At 34.5% G+C, this 17,589-nt stretch carries 17 protein-coding genes and 5 tRNA genes; 13 read left to right on the top strand and 9 right to left on the bottom strand.

The annotated features are described in order from the left end of the window. Nucleotides 1-5 precede the first annotated feature (5 nt). The 7 genes from BN1225_RS02245 to BN1225_RS14685 all read right to left on the bottom strand — a co-directional run bounded on the left by BN1225_RS02245 (nt 6) and on the right by BN1225_RS14685 (nt 7,403). Nucleotides 6-1,262, bottom strand: coding sequence for an HlyC/CorC family transporter (locus BN1225_RS02245; RefSeq protein ID WP_197066523.1), 1,257 nt, complete (start codon nt 1,260-1,262; stop codon nt 6-8). 140 nt (nt 1,263-1,402) lie between these two features. Beyond that, nucleotides 1,403-1,540: a hypothetical protein gene (locus tag BN1225_RS14690; protein ID WP_156133044.1), complete on the bottom strand. Its 138-nt coding sequence runs from the start codon at nt 1,538-1,540 to the stop codon at nt 1,403-1,405. A 26-nt stretch (nt 1,541-1,566) separates the two neighbouring features. After that, nucleotides 1,567-3,765 (bottom strand): SF1B family DNA helicase RecD2, encoded by a 2,199-nt coding sequence (gene recD2, locus BN1225_RS02240; RefSeq protein WP_041138202.1) that lies wholly within the window; start codon nt 3,763-3,765, stop codon nt 1,567-1,569. Next, a complete protein-coding gene (gene mnmA / locus BN1225_RS02235) occupies nt 3,765-4,898 on the bottom strand; it encodes a tRNA 2-thiouridine(34) synthase MnmA (RefSeq protein WP_082029245.1) in 1,134 nt (377 codons plus the stop codon). Before mnmA ends, recD2 begins: the two co-directional genes overlap by 1 nt. Before the next feature lie 107 nt (nt 4,899-5,005). After that, nucleotides 5,006-5,926, bottom strand: a complete 921-nt coding sequence (locus BN1225_RS02230) for an ROK family protein (protein ID WP_041138200.1) — start codon at nt 5,924-5,926, stop codon at nt 5,006-5,008. Between the two features lie 59 nt (nt 5,927-5,985). Further along, on the bottom strand, nt 5,986-6,957 hold the full coding sequence (locus BN1225_RS02225) for an RluA family pseudouridine synthase (protein WP_041138199.1): 972 nt from the start codon (nt 6,955-6,957) through the stop codon (nt 5,986-5,988). 275 nt (nt 6,958-7,232) lie between these two features. After that, a complete protein-coding gene (locus BN1225_RS14685; protein WP_156133043.1) occupies nt 7,233-7,403 on the bottom strand; it encodes a hypothetical protein in 171 nt (56 codons plus the stop codon). 209 nt (nt 7,404-7,612) lie between these two features. Here BN1225_RS14685 and BN1225_RS14680 point away from each other — a divergent pair, with 209 nt between their 5' ends. Next, nucleotides 7,613-7,783: a hypothetical protein gene (locus BN1225_RS14680; RefSeq protein WP_156133042.1), complete on the top strand. Its 171-nt coding sequence runs from the start codon at nt 7,613-7,615 to the stop codon at nt 7,781-7,783. A gap of 85 nt (nt 7,784-7,868) precedes the next feature. Next, nucleotides 7,869-8,543, top strand: a complete 675-nt coding sequence (locus BN1225_RS02220; RefSeq protein WP_041138198.1) for a hydrolase — start codon at nt 7,869-7,871, stop codon at nt 8,541-8,543. 30 nt (nt 8,544-8,573) lie between these two features. Here BN1225_RS02220 and BN1225_RS02215 read toward each other — a convergent pair whose 3' ends face one another. Then, nucleotides 8,574-8,837, bottom strand: coding sequence for a hypothetical protein (locus BN1225_RS02215; protein WP_041138197.1), 264 nt, complete (start codon nt 8,835-8,837; stop codon nt 8,574-8,576). 148 nt (nt 8,838-8,985) lie between these two features. Between BN1225_RS02215 and BN1225_RS13980 the strand changes: the two genes are divergently transcribed. The 3 genes from BN1225_RS13980 to BN1225_RS02200 are packed head-to-tail and all read left to right on the top strand — an operon-like array spanning nt 8,986 to nt 11,839. Then, nucleotides 8,986-9,615 (top strand): MerR family transcriptional regulator, encoded by a 630-nt coding sequence (locus tag BN1225_RS13980; protein WP_187117524.1) that lies wholly within the window; start codon nt 8,986-8,988, stop codon nt 9,613-9,615. A 56-nt stretch (nt 9,616-9,671) separates the two neighbouring features. Further along, on the top strand, nt 9,672-11,294 hold the full coding sequence (locus BN1225_RS02205) for a MutS-related protein (RefSeq protein WP_041138196.1): 1,623 nt from the start codon (nt 9,672-9,674) through the stop codon (nt 11,292-11,294). Nucleotides 11,295-11,299: 5 nt separating this feature from the next. Beyond that, entirely contained in the window at nt 11,300-11,839 is a 540-nt protein-coding gene (locus BN1225_RS02200; protein ID WP_041138195.1) for an NUDIX hydrolase, read from the top strand. A gap of 182 nt (nt 11,840-12,021) precedes the next feature. On the opposite strand, the gene BN1225_RS02195 is transcribed toward BN1225_RS02200, so the two are convergent. Next, nucleotides 12,022-13,680 carry an HAD family hydrolase gene (locus BN1225_RS02195; protein WP_041138194.1) on the bottom strand — a complete coding sequence of 553 codons (1,659 nt, stop codon included), beginning with the start codon at nt 13,678-13,680 and terminating at the stop codon, nt 12,022-12,024. Between the two features lie 112 nt (nt 13,681-13,792). Here BN1225_RS02195 and BN1225_RS02190 point away from each other — a divergent pair. The 8 genes from BN1225_RS02190 to BN1225_RS02155 all read left to right on the top strand — a co-directional run bounded on the left by BN1225_RS02190 (nt 13,793) and on the right by BN1225_RS02155 (nt 17,577). Continuing rightward, nucleotides 13,793-13,868 (top strand) — tRNA-Lys (locus BN1225_RS02190). Nucleotides 13,869-14,137: 269 nt separating this feature from the next. Beyond that, nucleotides 14,138-14,228 (top strand) — tRNA-Ser (locus BN1225_RS02185). 18 nt (nt 14,229-14,246) lie between these two features. Next, nucleotides 14,247-14,323, top strand: a tRNA-Asp gene (locus BN1225_RS02180). A gap of 7 nt (nt 14,324-14,330) precedes the next feature. Further along, a tRNA-Gly gene (locus BN1225_RS02175) sits at nt 14,331-14,404 on the top strand. Nucleotides 14,405-14,435: 31 nt separating this feature from the next. Beyond that, nucleotides 14,436-14,509, top strand: a tRNA-Gly gene (locus BN1225_RS02170). 217 nt (nt 14,510-14,726) lie between these two features. Then, a complete protein-coding gene (locus BN1225_RS02165; protein ID WP_041138193.1) occupies nt 14,727-15,476 on the top strand; it encodes an ABC transporter ATP-binding protein in 750 nt (249 codons plus the stop codon). An 11-nt stretch (nt 15,477-15,487) separates the two neighbouring features. After that, nucleotides 15,488-16,234 (top strand): ABC transporter ATP-binding protein, encoded by a 747-nt coding sequence (locus BN1225_RS02160; protein ID WP_041138192.1) that lies wholly within the window; start codon nt 15,488-15,490, stop codon nt 16,232-16,234. A gap of 14 nt (nt 16,235-16,248) precedes the next feature. Further along, the gene (locus tag BN1225_RS02155) at nt 16,249-17,577 is read left to right on the top strand and encodes an FtsX-like permease family protein (RefSeq protein WP_041138191.1); all 1,329 of its coding nucleotides are present in this window, start codon (nt 16,249-16,251) and stop codon (nt 17,575-17,577) included. Nucleotides 17,578-17,589: the final 12 nt, after the last annotated feature.

Genomic DNA, 17,589 nt, shown 5'->3' with positions numbered 1-17,589 from the left:
TAAGGTTACTCTTCTTCTTCCGTTTCCTCGATCGGGTCCATTATCGTTAACTTTAATAACGATATACGATTTTTATGAATTTTTTCTACTTCAACCAAGACATCATCAATCACTAACTGATGATGCAGTTCCGGTGCACCGTTGCAGGCTCCCAGCACCATTCCCCCGATTGATTCAAATTCTTCCGATTCAAAATGCGTTCCAATCTCATCATTGATTTCATTAAAGCTCATGGCTCCATCAACATAATAAGATTTTTCATCGATCTGTTTGATCAATTCTTCCTCTTCATCGTATTCATCATCGATATTTCCAACGATTTCTTCTACGATATCTTCAAATGTAACAAGTCCGCTCATAACCCCGTATTCATCTAATACTACTGCCAGCGATACTCTTTCTTTACGCATTGACGCAAAAACATCTGAAATATGGTTAAATTCATACACCATGTACGCTTCACGCATATAATCTTTGATAGAAAAATCTTCCTTATCGAAATCTATAAATAATAAATCTTTCATATTTAATACACCCAATATTTCGTCAAACGACTGAGAGTGTACTAAGATACGTGAAAATTGTTCCTTTTTATATGTTTCGATCAGTTCATCATAAGTCACATCTTCTGCCACTGAAACGACATTAATACGTGGTGTCATGATTTCACGAATTTCGGTATCACCAAATTCAAATACATTATGAATCATTTCTTTTTCTTCAGTTTCCAAAACACCGGCTTCATGTCCGACTGTCACAAACGTTTTTAAATCTTCTTCAGTTATTGCCGGAGCTTCTTCGATTTTTCCGCCAAAAATTTTGATGATCATTCCTGAAATAAAATTTAATATGATCACGACCGGTTTAAATAAAACGATCAGCCAAGTAATAATTTTACCTATTCTTAGAGAAAATGAGTCAGCATATTTAGTAGATAAAGATTTCGGTGTGATTTCTGAGAAAATCAAAATTAAAATCGTTACAACTGCCGTAGCAATTCCAATCCCACTGTTTCCAAAGATCGCAATAGCGATTGAAGTGGTAAGGGAAGTCGCCAAGATGTTGACTAAGTTGTTTCCTACAAGAATTGTACTTAATAGTGCATTCGTGTTTGACAATAGCTTTTCTACTGTTTTGGCACGCTTGTCACCGTCTTCTGCCAAGGTTCTCATCCTTATTTTATTTACTGATAACAGTGCTGATTCAGAAGCACTAAAAAAAGCTGATAACACTAGACAGATAATAAAAATTACTACCTGCATCGATTGTTCCGGGTCCAAATTAAATCCATCTCCTTTAATAATATAATTGCTTAAATTATATGATATCTATAATGAAATGTCAAATAGTCACTTTTTTGATTTTATTTCCTGTACCAAAAAACAAGAGCGAGCTCTTGTTTTTACATGGCGTCAACCATATCTTCATATAGTTTTTCGGCTTTATCCATCATGGCTTTCTTCTCTTTAGGATCCATCATCAATGCATATAAACCGGCTGCAAGCGCCATACCACACGCAACGGCTGCGACTTTAGACATACAATCACCTCTAAATTATTGTGGCACTAATCCATGAAATCATACGGTGACATTCCTTTTTCTTCATTAAATCTTTCTTTTAAGTACGTGCATCGCTCTTTTGTTTTTTGAGTCGTGATGCCACGTACAAATGCCTGTCTTTGTCCTAACAGGAATAAAGACTGCTTAGCTCGGGTTATACCGGTATAAAGTAATTTTTTTTGAAGCATTACATAATAGTCATTTAAGATTGGCAAAATAACGATTTTAAATTCACTTCCCTGTGCCTTATGGATACTCATACAATAAGCCAATGTAATCGAATTAAAATCATTTGCCGGATATTCCACAAAAATCCCATCAAAATCAACAACGATCGTATCACTTAGGGTTTCTACATTATCTTTAAAGCGTATTTCCACCAGCGTCCCGATATCCCCGTTAAAAACATTATCATCGACCCTGTTTTTTAACTGTAAAATTTTATCGCCTTCTCTAAAAACACGCTGACCTACGCGAATCTCCTGATGAAACTCACTTTTGGGATTCATAACATCTTGAAGCATTTCATTTAAAGCATCAATTCCCGCAATTCCCTGATACATCGGTGCCAATACTTGGATTTCACTGTTGCTGTAGCCTTCAGATAAAGCTTTTTCAACAATTTTTTTAGTAAAGCCAAGTACCTGCGTATTCGCACAATCCATAAAATGAATGTCTTTATAATCATCAAATAAGTCAAAAGACTGCATTTCATCATTGCGAATTTCATGGGCCATCTTGACAATTCCGGAAGATTCTTTTTGCCGATAAATCTTATTGAGTCTTATAGTCGGAATCGATTCAATCAGCAGCAGATCACGAAGTACGTTCCCCGGTGAAACAGAAGGAAGTTGTTCATGATCACCGATTATTAAAATTTTTTCAACCTTGCTGCAAGCTTCCAATAATCTGGCAAAGAGTACCGTATCGACCATAGAAAACTCGTCAATAATAAGAAGAGAGGTTTCCAACGGATGCTGTGCATCATGCATAAATTCATTTTTTTGGATATCCCATTTTAATAAGCGGTGAATCGTTTGTGATTCTAATCCTGTCAATTCACTTAAGCGTTTAGCCGCCCTGCCAGTAGGGGCTACTAATGAAATCGGACAATCCCGATTCATTCTTGAAAAAACATCGATCGCTGCTTTGACGATTGTTGTTTTTCCGGTCCCCGGTCCACCGGTAAGAATCATCAGCGGTGACTCCAAAAATAGAGCCATTGCTTCTCTTTGAGACTCATCAAAAACGATATGATCTCTTTCTTCAATCGCATGAATCTGCTCATCGATTTTAGTCTGTTCAAAGCCATGTGCTTCCATACCCATAAAAGTCAAAAGATGATCTGCAATGCTTTTTTCTGCTTCTTCATACAGATCCACTAATAGCTTTTCACCATGACGATACAACTTGTTTTCTTCAATCATTTCCGCTATTGCCTGCTGAAAAGCCTCCAGTTCAATCGTATAATCAAATTTTTGCAGTCGATTCAGCAAACTCCCCTCATCGATATAAGTATTGCCACTTTGATAACACAAATCTTTGATTAAATGATATACCAATGCCTTGATTCTTCTTTCATCTTGGCGTTCCACTCCGATTGACAAAGCTAACTGATCGACTGATTTAAACTGAATCCCCTCAATGTCTTCTATTAACTGATAAGGGTATTCATTGATGATCTTCATCGCTTCCTCTTTATAAGTCACTAATACTTTATCAATCATAGCCATGCTGATACCATGACTCATTAGAAACTGCATGACTTCACTATCATAGCTTTGTGTATTTAATATTTCACAAATCGTTTGTTTTTTAGACAAGGTCATTCCTTTTATATTATTGAGGACATCACTGTCTTCCTTAATCATTTCCAACGCATTTTCGCCTAAGGCATCCACAATATAGGTAGCTTGAATCTTGCCGATTCCTTTGAACAGCGGACTAGATAAATAGCGAATGATTTCTTCATAATCATTCGCCAATACTTCTTCATAATGACTGAATTTGAACTGTTTGCCATATTTAGGATGAACAACAAATTCACCATAAAATCGATAACGCTGATTTTCCTTCGGTTCATTCATTAGCCCTGTAATCAACAATGGCTTTTCCAAATCATCATCATCAATCACTGCCACGATGAAGCGAGATTGGTCATTATAAAAACGTACCTGAACAATCGTTCCAACATATTGATCCATTATAAATATGTCAGTTCCTTACCGTCTTTATATACTTTGTCAATCGTTCCGCCACCTAAACACACATCACCTAAATAAAAAACTGCTGCCTGACCCGGAGTCACTGCTTTAACCGGTTTTAAAAATTCTGCCTGTAATGTTGTATCGTCAATAAATTCGATAACGACAGGATTATCCGGCTGACGATAACGGAATTTTGCTTGACATTCTAATTTACCGCTAGGTTTTGTATTGGAAATCCAATTGACATCATGAATTAATGCCCCTGTTGACAGCAGCCATTTATTCTGATCCGATTGACAAACATACAAGACATTCTTATCATAATTTTTTCCCACAACAAACCAAGCTTCTCCCGGTCCGCCAATGTTCAGTCCTTTTCTTTGACCGATGGTATAATACATAATTCCCTGATGGGTACCTACTGTCTTACCGGTTTCGATATCGACCATCTGCCCGTCTTTTGCCGGAATATAATTTTTCAAAAACTCACGAAAATCACGTTCTCCAATGAAACAAATACCTGTACTGTCTTTTTTATCCGCAACCGGCAAATTGATTTCATGGGCAATTCTTCTAACCTCCGGCTTTTCTAGTTCTCCTAATGGAAATAAAGTCGTTTTTAATTGTTCTTGAGATAGCTGACAAAGAAAGTAAGTCTGATCTTTATTATGGTCTAACCCTTTAAGCATGATGGATTCTCCATCTTGATGATGTTCCACACGTGCATAATGTCCGGTCGCAATATAATCCGCTCCCAGTGTTTTGGCATAGTCTAAAAAAGCTTTAAACTTGATATGCTTATTACATAAGATATCCGGATTCGGCGTTCTTCCTTTTTTATATTCATCAATGAAATAGGTAAAAACATGATCCCAGTATTCTTTGATAAAATCGACACGATGAATCTCGATTCCTAAAGTATCTGCTACTTTTTTAGCATCTTTAAAATCTTCTTCCTGCGGACAATAAGGAGCATCATTATCCGGGTTTCCCAACACATCATTATTCAACTGACTGTCCCAGTTTTTCATGAAAACACCAATCACTTCATAACCTTGTTTTTTTAATAGATAAGCACTGACCGCTGAATCAACACCACCGCTTAATCCTACAATTACTCTTTCTTTCATCCTATCCCTCCTCATTAAAGCAGTTTACCATATTTCTTCTTTTTTGCAACTCTTAATCTATTATACCTCAATTTAAGACAAATCACTAAAAAAAGGACTCCCGTCCTTTATTGTAATTGTGACATTGGCAGCATTGCCGCTCCGATTGCCCCGCAGTCATCGATTTCTACACTGTAGATTGGTGTATAGCCACGCATTCCTTCATGAATCTTACTGTTAAACATTTCATTTAACTCGTCGATAAAATAATCTTTTGATTTCATGACTCCGCCACCGATAACAAAGCAATGAGGATCTACGGTATGGGCAATATTTGCCATCATTGTTGTAATACAATCCAAGAAATCTTCTTTAATTGCGATCGCATCTTTATTCCCACTAGCAGCTAATTCAAATACATTTCCCGCATGTTTGATTGCTTCTTCTCCGAAAATCTTGCGTGCTTTACGCACAATCGCGGTTCCGCTTGCTTCGTTTTCAACCGCTCCCGCATTCAAATGATTGATCTTTTCACCATTTGATTTCACAATGATGTTTCCGATTTCTCCGGCATGCCCGCGATTTCCTGACACTAATTTACCATCAACGATAAATGCTCCGCCAATTCCCGTCGAAATAGTGATGTAAAATACTGTTGCTTTTAAGCGTCCTGCGCCAACGATAGCTTCAGCCAAACCTGCAACATTTGCATCATTATCAATAAAAGTCGGTTTTGAAAAATAAGCTTCTAACTTATCACAGATCGGATATTTGGCAAAATCATGCAAATTTGTTGCCATGACCATGTACTTATTGACTGTATCTACGGGTCCCGGTACGCCAATCCCGATTCCATCTACATGCTCGAATCCACCGATTCCTGAATAATCGATTGATTCAATCTGCTTAATGATTTTCTGAGTAACATAGTCCGGTCCTTTTTCACTTTCCGTAACGTCTTTGACTTCGGCAATGATTGTCCCTTTTTCATCTACCAATAATGAACGTACGTTAGTTCCTCCTAAATCTACTCCGATAAAATATCTCATCTTTTTTCCTCCTTAACGTTCTGTTTTTATTATACAATAATTTAAGGTTAATGAATACCCTAATTAAAGATTTCCCGTTTGATATTCTCTAACTTTAAAGGCAGCGGACAAGTGATTGTCTTATCTTTTAAATAAGCTAACTTGCCTAGGGGTTTGGTAAAGGTAATCTGATAGGCATGCAGGAATTGATGTGACAAACGATATTGCTTTTTAATCTGTTTATTCAACTCATAATTCCCGTATTTACTATCTCCGATCACCGGATGATCAATGCTCGCTAAGTGAATGCGGATCTGATGGGTTCTGCCGGTGACAATTTTAACTTCTAATAATGTATACGCTGCATTATACTTCAGCGGATGAATCAGTGTATGCATCTTCAGCCCATCCGGATCTTTTGGTGATACCAAATACATTCTCCCTAATGCTTCATTCTTTTTTACGTAATCAATCAGTTCCCTGTCGCTCTCTATTCTTCCCGCAACGATCGTTAAATACTTTTTATCGATACAATGACGCTGCTTCATCATCTCGTTTAAGCTTTGCAATGCCGGCAGAGTCTTGCCAAAAATCACGATTCCGCTGGTATTGCGATCTAAACGGTGAACCGGTCCGGGCGTAAAGGTGTTTTCAACACTGTCAAGATATTCTCCCTTCCGTTTTAAATAGCTCAACACTTCATTGCTCAACGTATGTACTTCTTCATTTTGGTCCTCATGAACCAATAATCCCGATGGCTTATTAACCACTAAAATCTGATCATCTTCATACAATACTTTAAAGGTTTGTTTAAGATCATGGATTTCTTTCTTTCCGGCAAACTGCATAAACAAATCATCATATAAAAAAAGACTGACTTCATCTTTTAACTGTAATATATAGTTCTCGTTAACCTTACTGCCATTCACTTTCACATCTTTTTTACGAATCATCTTATAAATAAAACTTTTAGGTGCCAATGGCAAATATTTCACTAAAAATTTATCTATTCTTTGATTCGCATTATTCATGTCGATTATTACTTTTTTCATTTTATCACCAGCCCAAGTATAGCATACTTCTATCTAAGAATAAACCTACTAATTTAGTCGAAATTGTAAATAAATGGTATTTGAATAAAATCTACTTTTTATTTTGAAACCCTTTACATTTTTATCGGATATGCTATAATGTAATCGTTAAGTGAAGCGCATTCACTTACACATACCCCCTATTATCACCCTTACGTGAATATAATAGAGACTGAAAACGTCCCCCCCGGACGTTTTCTTTTTTTATAAATCAATTCCCCTTAAATCGTATGAATTCAGCCAATAAAACCTTTAAATACTTTGACTTGATGATTATCATAAACAAGCACCGTAAAGTTCGACTGGCAGTGAGCACAAAAATAGTGATAGGCTTTAAAACCAGCTTTCTTATTTTCATGGCAATTAATGCTTTTAATAATTTTGCCGCAATGACATTTTCTTTCCATATGATTCACCCCATGTCAATTTATCAGACGAATATGGAGAAATTTGTCAAATTAACGCACATAGATTGCGAATTTCATCTTTTAATTACTAATTTTAGCGATAAAATAACGTTTTTTTCATTTTTAATCAGTATACTAAACAATATAAATAATATACTTTCAAGAATGAATTTCCATTTTAGTTACATAATAAACCTGAGGTGGAAAACATGTTAGAAAAGAAAATAGATCGAAATACACTGATCAATGAACTAAGTAACGATTTTTTTGAAAATCGTTCTGAGATAGAGAGAATGCCGGATGATAAGTTAGCAGAATTATATAACGAATGGGATCATCATCATGAGATCACTTATCCTAACGGCAACGATTTTCTGTAATGCTACCTATTTCTAGGTAGTTTTTTTATTTTGTTCATTCGATTTTCATACAGATATGCTAGAATATAGAAAAGGAGGTAAGTTTATGAATAAAGAAATGCCTAAAATCGTTTCATCTTTAAGAACTCATTTAGTCGCAGTTCCTCCCTGTATACGTAAAGCAACTGGTATTTTGATTAATGGAAAACGTATTAAATCGTTATTATTTTCAACTGATGTCGCTCTTATTTCAAATTGTGATGCAGATGCTATCATTGCGGTATACCCTTTTACTCCGACTTTACAAATTACCAACGCGATTATTGATGTAGCACAAGGACCTGTTTTAGTAGGCGTTGGCGGGGGAACTACAGCCGGACCACGTGTTAAAGAAATTGCATTGGATGCCGAACTGCATGGTGCCTTGGCTGTTGTTTTAAATGCACCGACCAAAACCGAATTTGTTCAGGAATTGCAAGGACATGTCGATATCCCCATTGTCTTAACGATCGTTTCATTAGATGAAAATTTAGAAGAAAGAATGCTTCACAGCGGGGCCAATATCATTAATGTATCCGGCGGAAAAAATACCGTTAAAATCGTACAGGCACTGCGAAAGATTGATCCTTATTTCCCAATCATCGCAACCGGCGGTCCTAATGAAGAAACTATCATGGATGTTATTGAGGCAGGTGCTAATGCCATCACCTATACACCGCCAACCAGTGCTGATATTTTTAAAGAAATGATGGAAAATTATCGCATGCAGTGCAAAAAATAAAGGATCTATTAAATGGATTAATAGATCCTTTTATATTTCCAGCCCCTTAGGCATATTTGCAGGATTGATGGTACCAAATGCAATGATTTCGACTTCACTATTTGTTTTATTGATTAATTCATCGGTAAAGTTTTCTTTATAATAGTTTAATTTTTCTAAAATACTTTTATTTTTATTAATAATAAACTCACTTTCCGTAAATTGAGGCAAAGTTATTTCAACATACACATTCTTCCCGTCTTCAAAGGCTTTTTGGAAATAATCTTCAAGCACTTGCAACGCGGTCTTTTTCATAAACTCTCCTTTCTGCTAATAATCATTATATGTTCAATGTTTCTTATTTATTCCTTAATGTATCCTTTTTTTATTTATTATCTTGATTGTTTTTCTATAGTCGCTTTATAATACCTTTTAAGAGAACTATAAAAGTGAGGTAATGATGATGTTGGCAAAGCAAGTTATGGAATTAACCGGAATTACTAAAAAAGCACTTGAATATTATGAAAATAAAAAACTTCTTTCCCCCTCTCGTCTGCCATCCGGTTATCGTGATTATAATGAACAGGATATCTTTCAAATTAAAACGATCTTGCTTTTAAGACAGCTTGATTTTTCAGTTGAAGATATTACACATCTCATTAATGACCGTCAATTTGAGTTATTTAATGAAAAGAAAAAGAAAATTAATCGACAGGTCTATGACTTACAGACAAATCTTCTATATTTGAATCAGACCGAAGAATTACTGAAATATCAGGATTCATCAGAGATTAATTCAAACATGGATCAAGAAGACGACCCTCAGGAAATTCTTGATGAACTGTTGGAACAAATTCAAGAAGATCGGCAAATGAAAGAAGAAGTGATAACGAACCAAGCATTGAATCATCAGCAAATTGGGATCTGTCTTTTGCTTATCAGTTTATCAGCAGGTATCGTCAGTTACTTTGGATTAAAAAATGATGATCTTTATATCACGATGTATTTTTTCAGTCTTTTTCTTTTAAGTGATAAGCTTTACTACTCGATCAAGCTGTTTTTACTGGAAATAAAAGAAAAATTAATAAAATAACTTGACTTCCCCCTTAGGCGGACCTATACAATCAGGCTAGACAAGGGGGAATTTTTATGCCATTAATCGTTATTCTTGTTTTCGTGGTTATTGCTACTATCATCGCAGTAGTCCATGATCTCAATTATCCAAAACGAATCAAAAATGAATTAAATCAAAACTATGAGGAAGCCATAAAAGAACCATTGATGCCATGTTTTCATCATTACTATCAAACATTGAAGTCAAACCCTGATCGAACCGTCGATCATCAGACTTGGAACGATCTGGATATGGATAAACTGACTGATACATTAAATTATACACAAAGCATGATTGGTGAATCTTATCTTTATGCCGCCTGCCATCAATTAAAAGATGAAAAAACTTTATTGGATCGTGAAGCCGCGATAACTTATTTCAGTACGCATTCAAAAGAGCGTACTGAAATTCAATATCTGCTTTACTTACTTGGCAAAAGTGAGGATATGTTCATTGAAGACCTGCCACAGCGTGTGAATGGAATTCAAATCAAAGGAAAGCCTTTATTTCGTCTGTTTGCTTACCTACCCGTTTTGATGTTGTTGTTTATTCCTTTTAGCCCTAATTTAGGGATTGCTTTATTCTTCATTGTACTTTGTATCAATGTTGTCTTGTATCTCTATGCTAACTTATATATTTCTAAGATCGATTATCTATTATCCAGTGGTGGGATGATGATGATTCAAGCAAAGAAAATACTGCCTTATATCGATTCTTCACTTTTTTTCTATCCTGCCCTACAAAAAACGGTGCAGTTTTGGAGCCCCTTTATTCGCTCTTTTGAAGGGGTAACCAAGATAAAAGATTCTGATCTTCAGGCAATCCTAAGTTTATATCGATATTTTAATTTAAAAGAAGCACGCTGTTTCCTTAAAATTCAAAAACAGTTAACTCAACATAAACTTGAATATATGACCTTGTATGAAACCCTTGGAGAAATTGAATTATGCATCGCCATCGCCACATATCGTCACTCACTAAATCAGCATTATTGTCTGCCGGAGTTTATCGAAACATCGCAATTTATCATGACAGAGGGTTATCACCCATTATTGCCCAATGGTATTGCCAATTCATTAACAATGGATGGACCTATCATGCTTACCGGCAGCAATGCTTCCGGAAAGTCAACTTTCTTAAAATCAGTGGCGGTAAACATGATCTTAGCACAAACTATTCATACGGTGACGGCTCAAGCCTTTAAGATGAAACCTTGTCTGATTGTTTCCTCAATGGCAATCCAAGATCATCTGTTGGAAGGAGAAAGTTATTTTATTGCCGAGATTAAATCCCTTAAACGTTTGCTTGATCTTGTCGATCATACCTATTGCTTCTGTCTGGTTGACGAGATATTAAGAGGAACGAACACCTATGAACGTTTGTTGGCTTCCAGTGCTGTCTGTCATTATTTAAGTCAAAAAGATTCACTCAGTATGATTGCAACCCATGATATCGAATTGACGGCACTCCCTGATTTTAAACAATATCATTTTGAAGAAACCATTAAAGAGAACTCCATTTATTTTGATTATCTTTTAAAAGCTGGACCGAGTCATACGATGAATGCGATCGAATTATTAAAAATTTACGGTTTCAATCAAAATATTCTAGATTGGATAGATAATCAAAAAAAGTATGATACAATAAAAAACGGGTGATAAAAATGGAAAAGAAAATTAAATCAACACCGATCTACGATGGAAAGATTATCAAAGTAGAACTCGATGAAGTAGAACTTCCCAATCATCAAATCGGTTATCGGGAAATCGTCAGACACCATGGCGGGGTGGGCGTTTTGGCCATCATTGAAGGTAAAATCTTATTAGTGAAGCAATATCGTTATGCACAGCAGGCAGAAACATTGGAAATACCGGCTGGAAAAATTGAGCCGGGAGAAGATCCTTATTTAACAGGAATGCGTGAAATCGAAGAAGAAACCGGTTATCATGCGGAATCTTTGACTTTATTTTTAAAAGCTCTGCCTACACCGGGATATTGTACCGAAGTGCTTTATCTTTATGAAGCCAATGAATTAAAAAAAGCGGAACATCCGCTGGCTTGTGATGAAGATGAATTTATCGATGTCTGTATGATGGATATCCAAGAAGCTTACAAAGCTGTAATGTCAATGGAAATCATTGACGCAAAAACAATTATTGCGATCATGTATGCGTATAATCATTATGGTAAGAAAAATGTTTAATGAAGTGAAGCGAAGGATTGGAACGGAGTTAAACAAATTATTTTAAGGGATTATTAAGGATTGATTTCTGTATTAAACAGGAGTTAATCCTTTTAATTTGTTTATTATCTTTCGCTTGATAACATTGGTATTTCATGATGCTCCACACTTTTAAATAGAAAAAGAGTGATATTGTTATTATATCACTCTTCAAAATATTCATGACGATGCCAAAAGTAACCTATTATTTTATAGAGGCTGGAGATAAAGAACACCGTAAAAATAATAATAATAAATTGTAAAAACATGGGGGATACGCTGGTCGCATTATAAATGGATAGCACCGGGAATGGCTGAACGATAAATTCATAGATAGCGGTGCAGATATTAGCAAAACCAACCAGAAAAATATCAAATAATGCCCTTATAATAGCATTATCTTCCACCATATCATAAAAACACATGTATACTAATCCACCGATGCTGACGATCATAATTGATGTCAGTAAATTCAATACTCCACTTAAAAAGACATCCAATACTCGAAGTTTTTCGTCTTCTTCAATAACTGGCTCTGTTTCTGCAGCAACTGAAAGTGTCTCGGAGGATTCATCAGCCATCATTGGTTCAATGGATGCTGCTTGAGGGGCTGTGACAGATTCCTTGATTGATTCTCTTTCTTCAAGTTCATCAAAGATTTCCTGTATCTTATCATTTTTAGGAATATCCACCGGTTCATTGATGGGCGATAATTCCATCGTGCGATCCAATTCATCTAAGCTGAATTCCTGTGTTTGATCAAAGATCAGTTTATCCTCAGATATCGGCTCAATTGTATTTTCCGGATCGTTTTGTAAGATCGGTTTAGGTTCTTCCAGCTTTACTGGAACCGGTTCTTTTATGGGCTGTTGATCCCGTTCACGAATCTTTTCAAAAGAAAGCAAGGTAGAAGAAGCATCTGCCTTAATTTCCGATTCCACTTTAAGTAATTTCTTTTCAATATCACTGAATGCCTGATGAAATTCTTTTGTCATTTCCCCTACTTCTACTTTATTTGAAGTAGAAAAAACTTCTTCGACAATCGGTAATATATCCGGTTGATTCTCATATTTCATTTTAAGGTAGGCATAACGTGATGCCTTTTGCTTTTCATCCATATTCTCATCATAACCGAGAAAATCTTTATAAATATCAGCAGATGTATACTTGCCAAACAAAACATATTGTAAAACATCAAAAAGAGTGTTCATTACCCCATTAAAAGATAGGGAAGCATCAAAATAAGATTTGTCATTATCCGGTACATAAATTGTATCGATAGGAGAATATTGAAGACATTTAAAAACACTTGTTAAAGAAGAAATAACCAGCATTTCTTCTAATTCAAGATGATAAGATTCTTTCAAAGCATAAAACAATTTTACGGAAGGCATATCACCACATACATCACTCAAACTGATGACCTGATCGATATCCTGAGTTAAATGACGATAATGCAGTAATTGTTTCGCATTTGTCGCATCATGGGTTGTTAAAAGGATGACTTTAAGCTCTTTGCTTTTAGCAAAGCTCAATAAAGCATCGGCACTTTCTTTTATTCTGATATTATGTAGGTTTTTTTCATCATATACAAAGTTTTCGATCTTACGATTCATTAAAGTCGCAATTTCTTCCTGAACAAATGAATACATCGATTTTACCGTCCCTAAACGGCGTGTATATTCCTGATATGAAAAATGAAGAAATGTTTTTGGGTATAAAAGCAAAGAAAAATCATAACGTAATTCATTTAAGTTAAAAATTAAATCATCCATCGTTATGACAATTGCTTTATAATGTTCAAAGTCTTTTAACGAACTCATGATACTCACCTCTCGATTGTCTCTATCATATCATATTTTAAAAATTCTTAACACATTAATGGTCAATTTATATTGATTTTTTTCACTAAATATAGTATTATCATTGTGTTGTCTCTCCTTAGCTCAGTTGGCAGAGCATCTGACTCTTAATCAGAGGGTCCACGGTTCGAGCCCGTGAGGGGAGACCATTTAGATAACTTGTCCGCTAATACGGCGGATTTTTTATTATTTATTAAGTTATGCAGCTTATACTTTAAAACATGCCGTTAAAGAAATATTTTTCTAATTCTTAATTGACACAATAAATATCTATATGCTATTATAAATAAGCAATAAGAAAGCCTTTCCTTGGAGTAAATCTCTAAGCTGGATTGAATATTTTCAATCTATAAAAGAAGTTGATAAAAAGTACTTGCAATGAAATGCAGGTTATGCTATTATATTTAAGCAACGAGTTGGAGACATACTCAAGAGGCTGAAGAGGCGCCCCTGCTAAGGGTGTAGGTCGGGAAACTGGCGCGAGGGTTCAAATCCCTCTGTCTCCGCCATATTGCAAATCATAAATTGGTCTGGTAGTTCAGTTGGTTAGAATGCCGCCCTGTCACGGCGGAGGTCGCGGGTTCGAGTCCCGTCCAGACCGCCATATATATGCGGGTGTAGTTCAATGGTAGAACTTCAGCCTTCCAAGCTGACTACGTGGGTTCGATTCCCATCACCCGCTCCATTTAAAAAACTGAATAAAGACCGCTTTATGTGCGGGTGTAGTTCAATGGTAGAACTTCAGCCTTCCAAGCTGACTACGTGGGTTCGATTCCCATCACCCGCTCCAAATGTAAAATAAACCAAGTGTAATGCTTGGTTTTTTTATTTATAAGAATAAACCAATTTATACGTTAATATTTTGGTCAAAAGCTTTATTCATCTAAATCGTTTATTTAGTAAGTCATTTACCATTGCAAACACAGTTTAATAGATCTATAATATAGATAGAATAAATAATATATATAATTATAATAGGATAAATAATGAAAATAGGAGGATATTATATGAACGCACTGATTGAATTAAAAAACGTAAGTAAAATATACTATCTCAATAAAAAACAGCAAGTTTCAGCTTTAAAAAATATCAATTTATCTATTAAAAAAGGGGATTTCTTAGTTGTGATGGGAACAAGCGGAAGTGGAAAATCAACTCTATTGAATATGATAACGACAGTGGATGAACCTACTTCAGGAGATATCATCATAAATGGAAAATCGATTCACTCGATGGCATCCGAAGATAAAGCAATCTATCGTTACAAAGAACTGAATTTCATATTTCAAGATTTCAATCTGTTAAATAGTTTAAATATTTATGAAAATATAGAAATACCATTAATGATGAATGGGATAGATAAAAAAACAGCTAAAGAAAAAATAATTAAAACTATGCGCGAGTTAGGTATAAACGATTTAATAAAAAAATACCCTATTGAATGCTCCGGAGGTCAGCTTCAAAGAGTAGCAATTGCCAGAGCTATTGTTAGCAGTGCTCCTTTAATTGTTGCCGATGAACCAACAGGTAACTTAGATAGTAAGAATGCAGCACAAATGATGGAATTACTATCCCAATTAAACAGCCAAGGAACAACCATTATTTTAGTGACTCATGACAGTGCAATGGCTAGCTATGGAAACGAACTCGTATATATTAAAGATGGTGAAATATATCAGAAATTAAAAAAAGACAATAAAACCAGACAAGCCTATTACCAGCAAATAGTTGAAATAACAGCTAATCTAAATAATTAGAGGTGATTAGAATGACAACAATAATTAAAGCATCAGGCATTAGTAAGCAATATAAAATAGATAAAACCACTTTTGTACAAGCATTAGAGGATATCAATATTGAAATTAAACAAGGGGAATTTGTTTGTGTTATGGGGGCTAGTGGTTCTGGGAAATCTACTTTAATTCAAATCTTGACTACAATAGATAAACCAACTAAAGGAACATTGTCACTAGACGGCAGATCAAAATTGGAAATGCAATATGATTTATCAGATTTTCGATATCAAAATTTAGGGTTTGTATTTCAAGATTTAAACTTATTAGATGAATATACCGTATTTGAAAATATTGCTTTACCCGTATTAATGAGAGATGGTAAAAACAAAAGTATGAATGATTATGTTATTCAATTAGCCAATAAATTAGGAATTGAATCTTTATTATACAAATATCCAACAGAATGTTCAGGAGGCGAACAACAAAGGATTGCCATTGCCAGAGCATTAGTCAATCATCCTAAAATTTTAGTGGCAGATGAGCCCACAGGAAATTTGGATTCTATAACAGTAAAAGCAATAATGAATGTATTCAGATCATTAAATCAAGAAGGAACAACGATTCTGATGGTAACACACGATAGTTATTTAGCAAGTTACAGTGACAGAATGCTGCATTTAAAATCCGGGAAAATAGTAGATGAAATAGCAAAACAGAATAGGACTCAAGAAGAATATTTTAATAAAATAACAGAAATAAATTCCAAACATAATTTATAGAGGTGAATTTTAATATGGAGACTGTAAGATTAGCTTTAAAGTCATTAAAATATGATACAAAAAAGACAAAATCATATTTCTTATTTCAAATATTTCTTAGTATTGCTATTTGTCTTTGTTGCCATTTCTGTGCTGATTTTGGTACATATATACAAAATATCCCGGGATATGAATACAGTGTATTCATCATTAATCATGTATATTTTATAAGCCAAACATTTCCTCCCACCACCATGTTTAGTATATTTCTTTTATTTGCTTTAGTCATGTTAGGTTTTTATGCCTTTCAATTTATCTACCAAGAACAATCTAAAAAAATAGCAGTATTTAGAATCGGTGGGGTTAACACAAGAAAAATTGTTTTATTTCTATTTATGTATTTATTACCTATTACTTTGACTGCTATGATTGTAGGTACCCTATTAGGTTTTATCTTCGTTCAACTATTAAATTATTTGATCTTTAGTTTCAGTGAAGCAATCTATCCGGGAATTCAGTTTTCAACAGATGGAATTGCCATTACAATCATGATACTGTTTATACAAATGATTTACTATATTATATTAACTTACGGCTTTGTCTATAGAAATGAAATAAAAGATGTTTTAAACTATAATAATAATGGAAATTCTTTAAGTAATGTAAGGATTTTACAAGAAAATAAGCCTTTCAGAATTATTTTCACCTTAATTGGATTAACTTTTATAATGTACTTATTAATAAAAGCCGGGAATATTTTATCCGCAAATATTATTTTAGGATGTACTGCAATAGGCATTATCATGAAAACTTTAATCAAAGATATTATTATTCCTATAATAACCAAAATAAAAAGAACCAAATACTATCAAAAAACAAATGGATATTTCGGTTATTCTTTCACGATTTCTAATTTAGTTAGAAGTTATGGACTAATCTTTGTATTATCCATCCTTTATCAATTTGGGGTATGCTTAATTGTGTTTTTTAAAGATGATGCTGTTGATTTATCAATAAGTGTTGTTCTATTCTTAATCGCTACTTTAGCCGTTGTAATCTCCATTGGGTTTCAGTTATTAACAGCAGCAAAAAGAAAGAAAAAAGAATATTTTGAATTGTTTAGAATAGGTAAAACAAATAGGGATATTAAATCTATTATTAAATATGATCTTAGTCTGTTCTTGATAATCGTATTCTTAGTTTCTAATATATTCCCATTAATTACTTTTGGACGTTCCCTTTTTGACGGTACAATTACTCTGGGATTAATGATGGTCATTATTGGAATATACAGTATTGAGTTATTGGTTTTATACTTTATTGTCAAAAAGAATTATTATCGCATAGTCAAAATAGATAATTAAATTATATGAAAA

This window comes from Beduini massiliensis, assembly GCF_000829905.1.
Lineage (GTDB): Bacteria > Bacillota_I > Bacilli_A > Erysipelotrichales > Coprobacillaceae > Beduini > Beduini massiliensis.
This window is presented reverse-complemented; position numbering and strand designations above follow the sequence as displayed.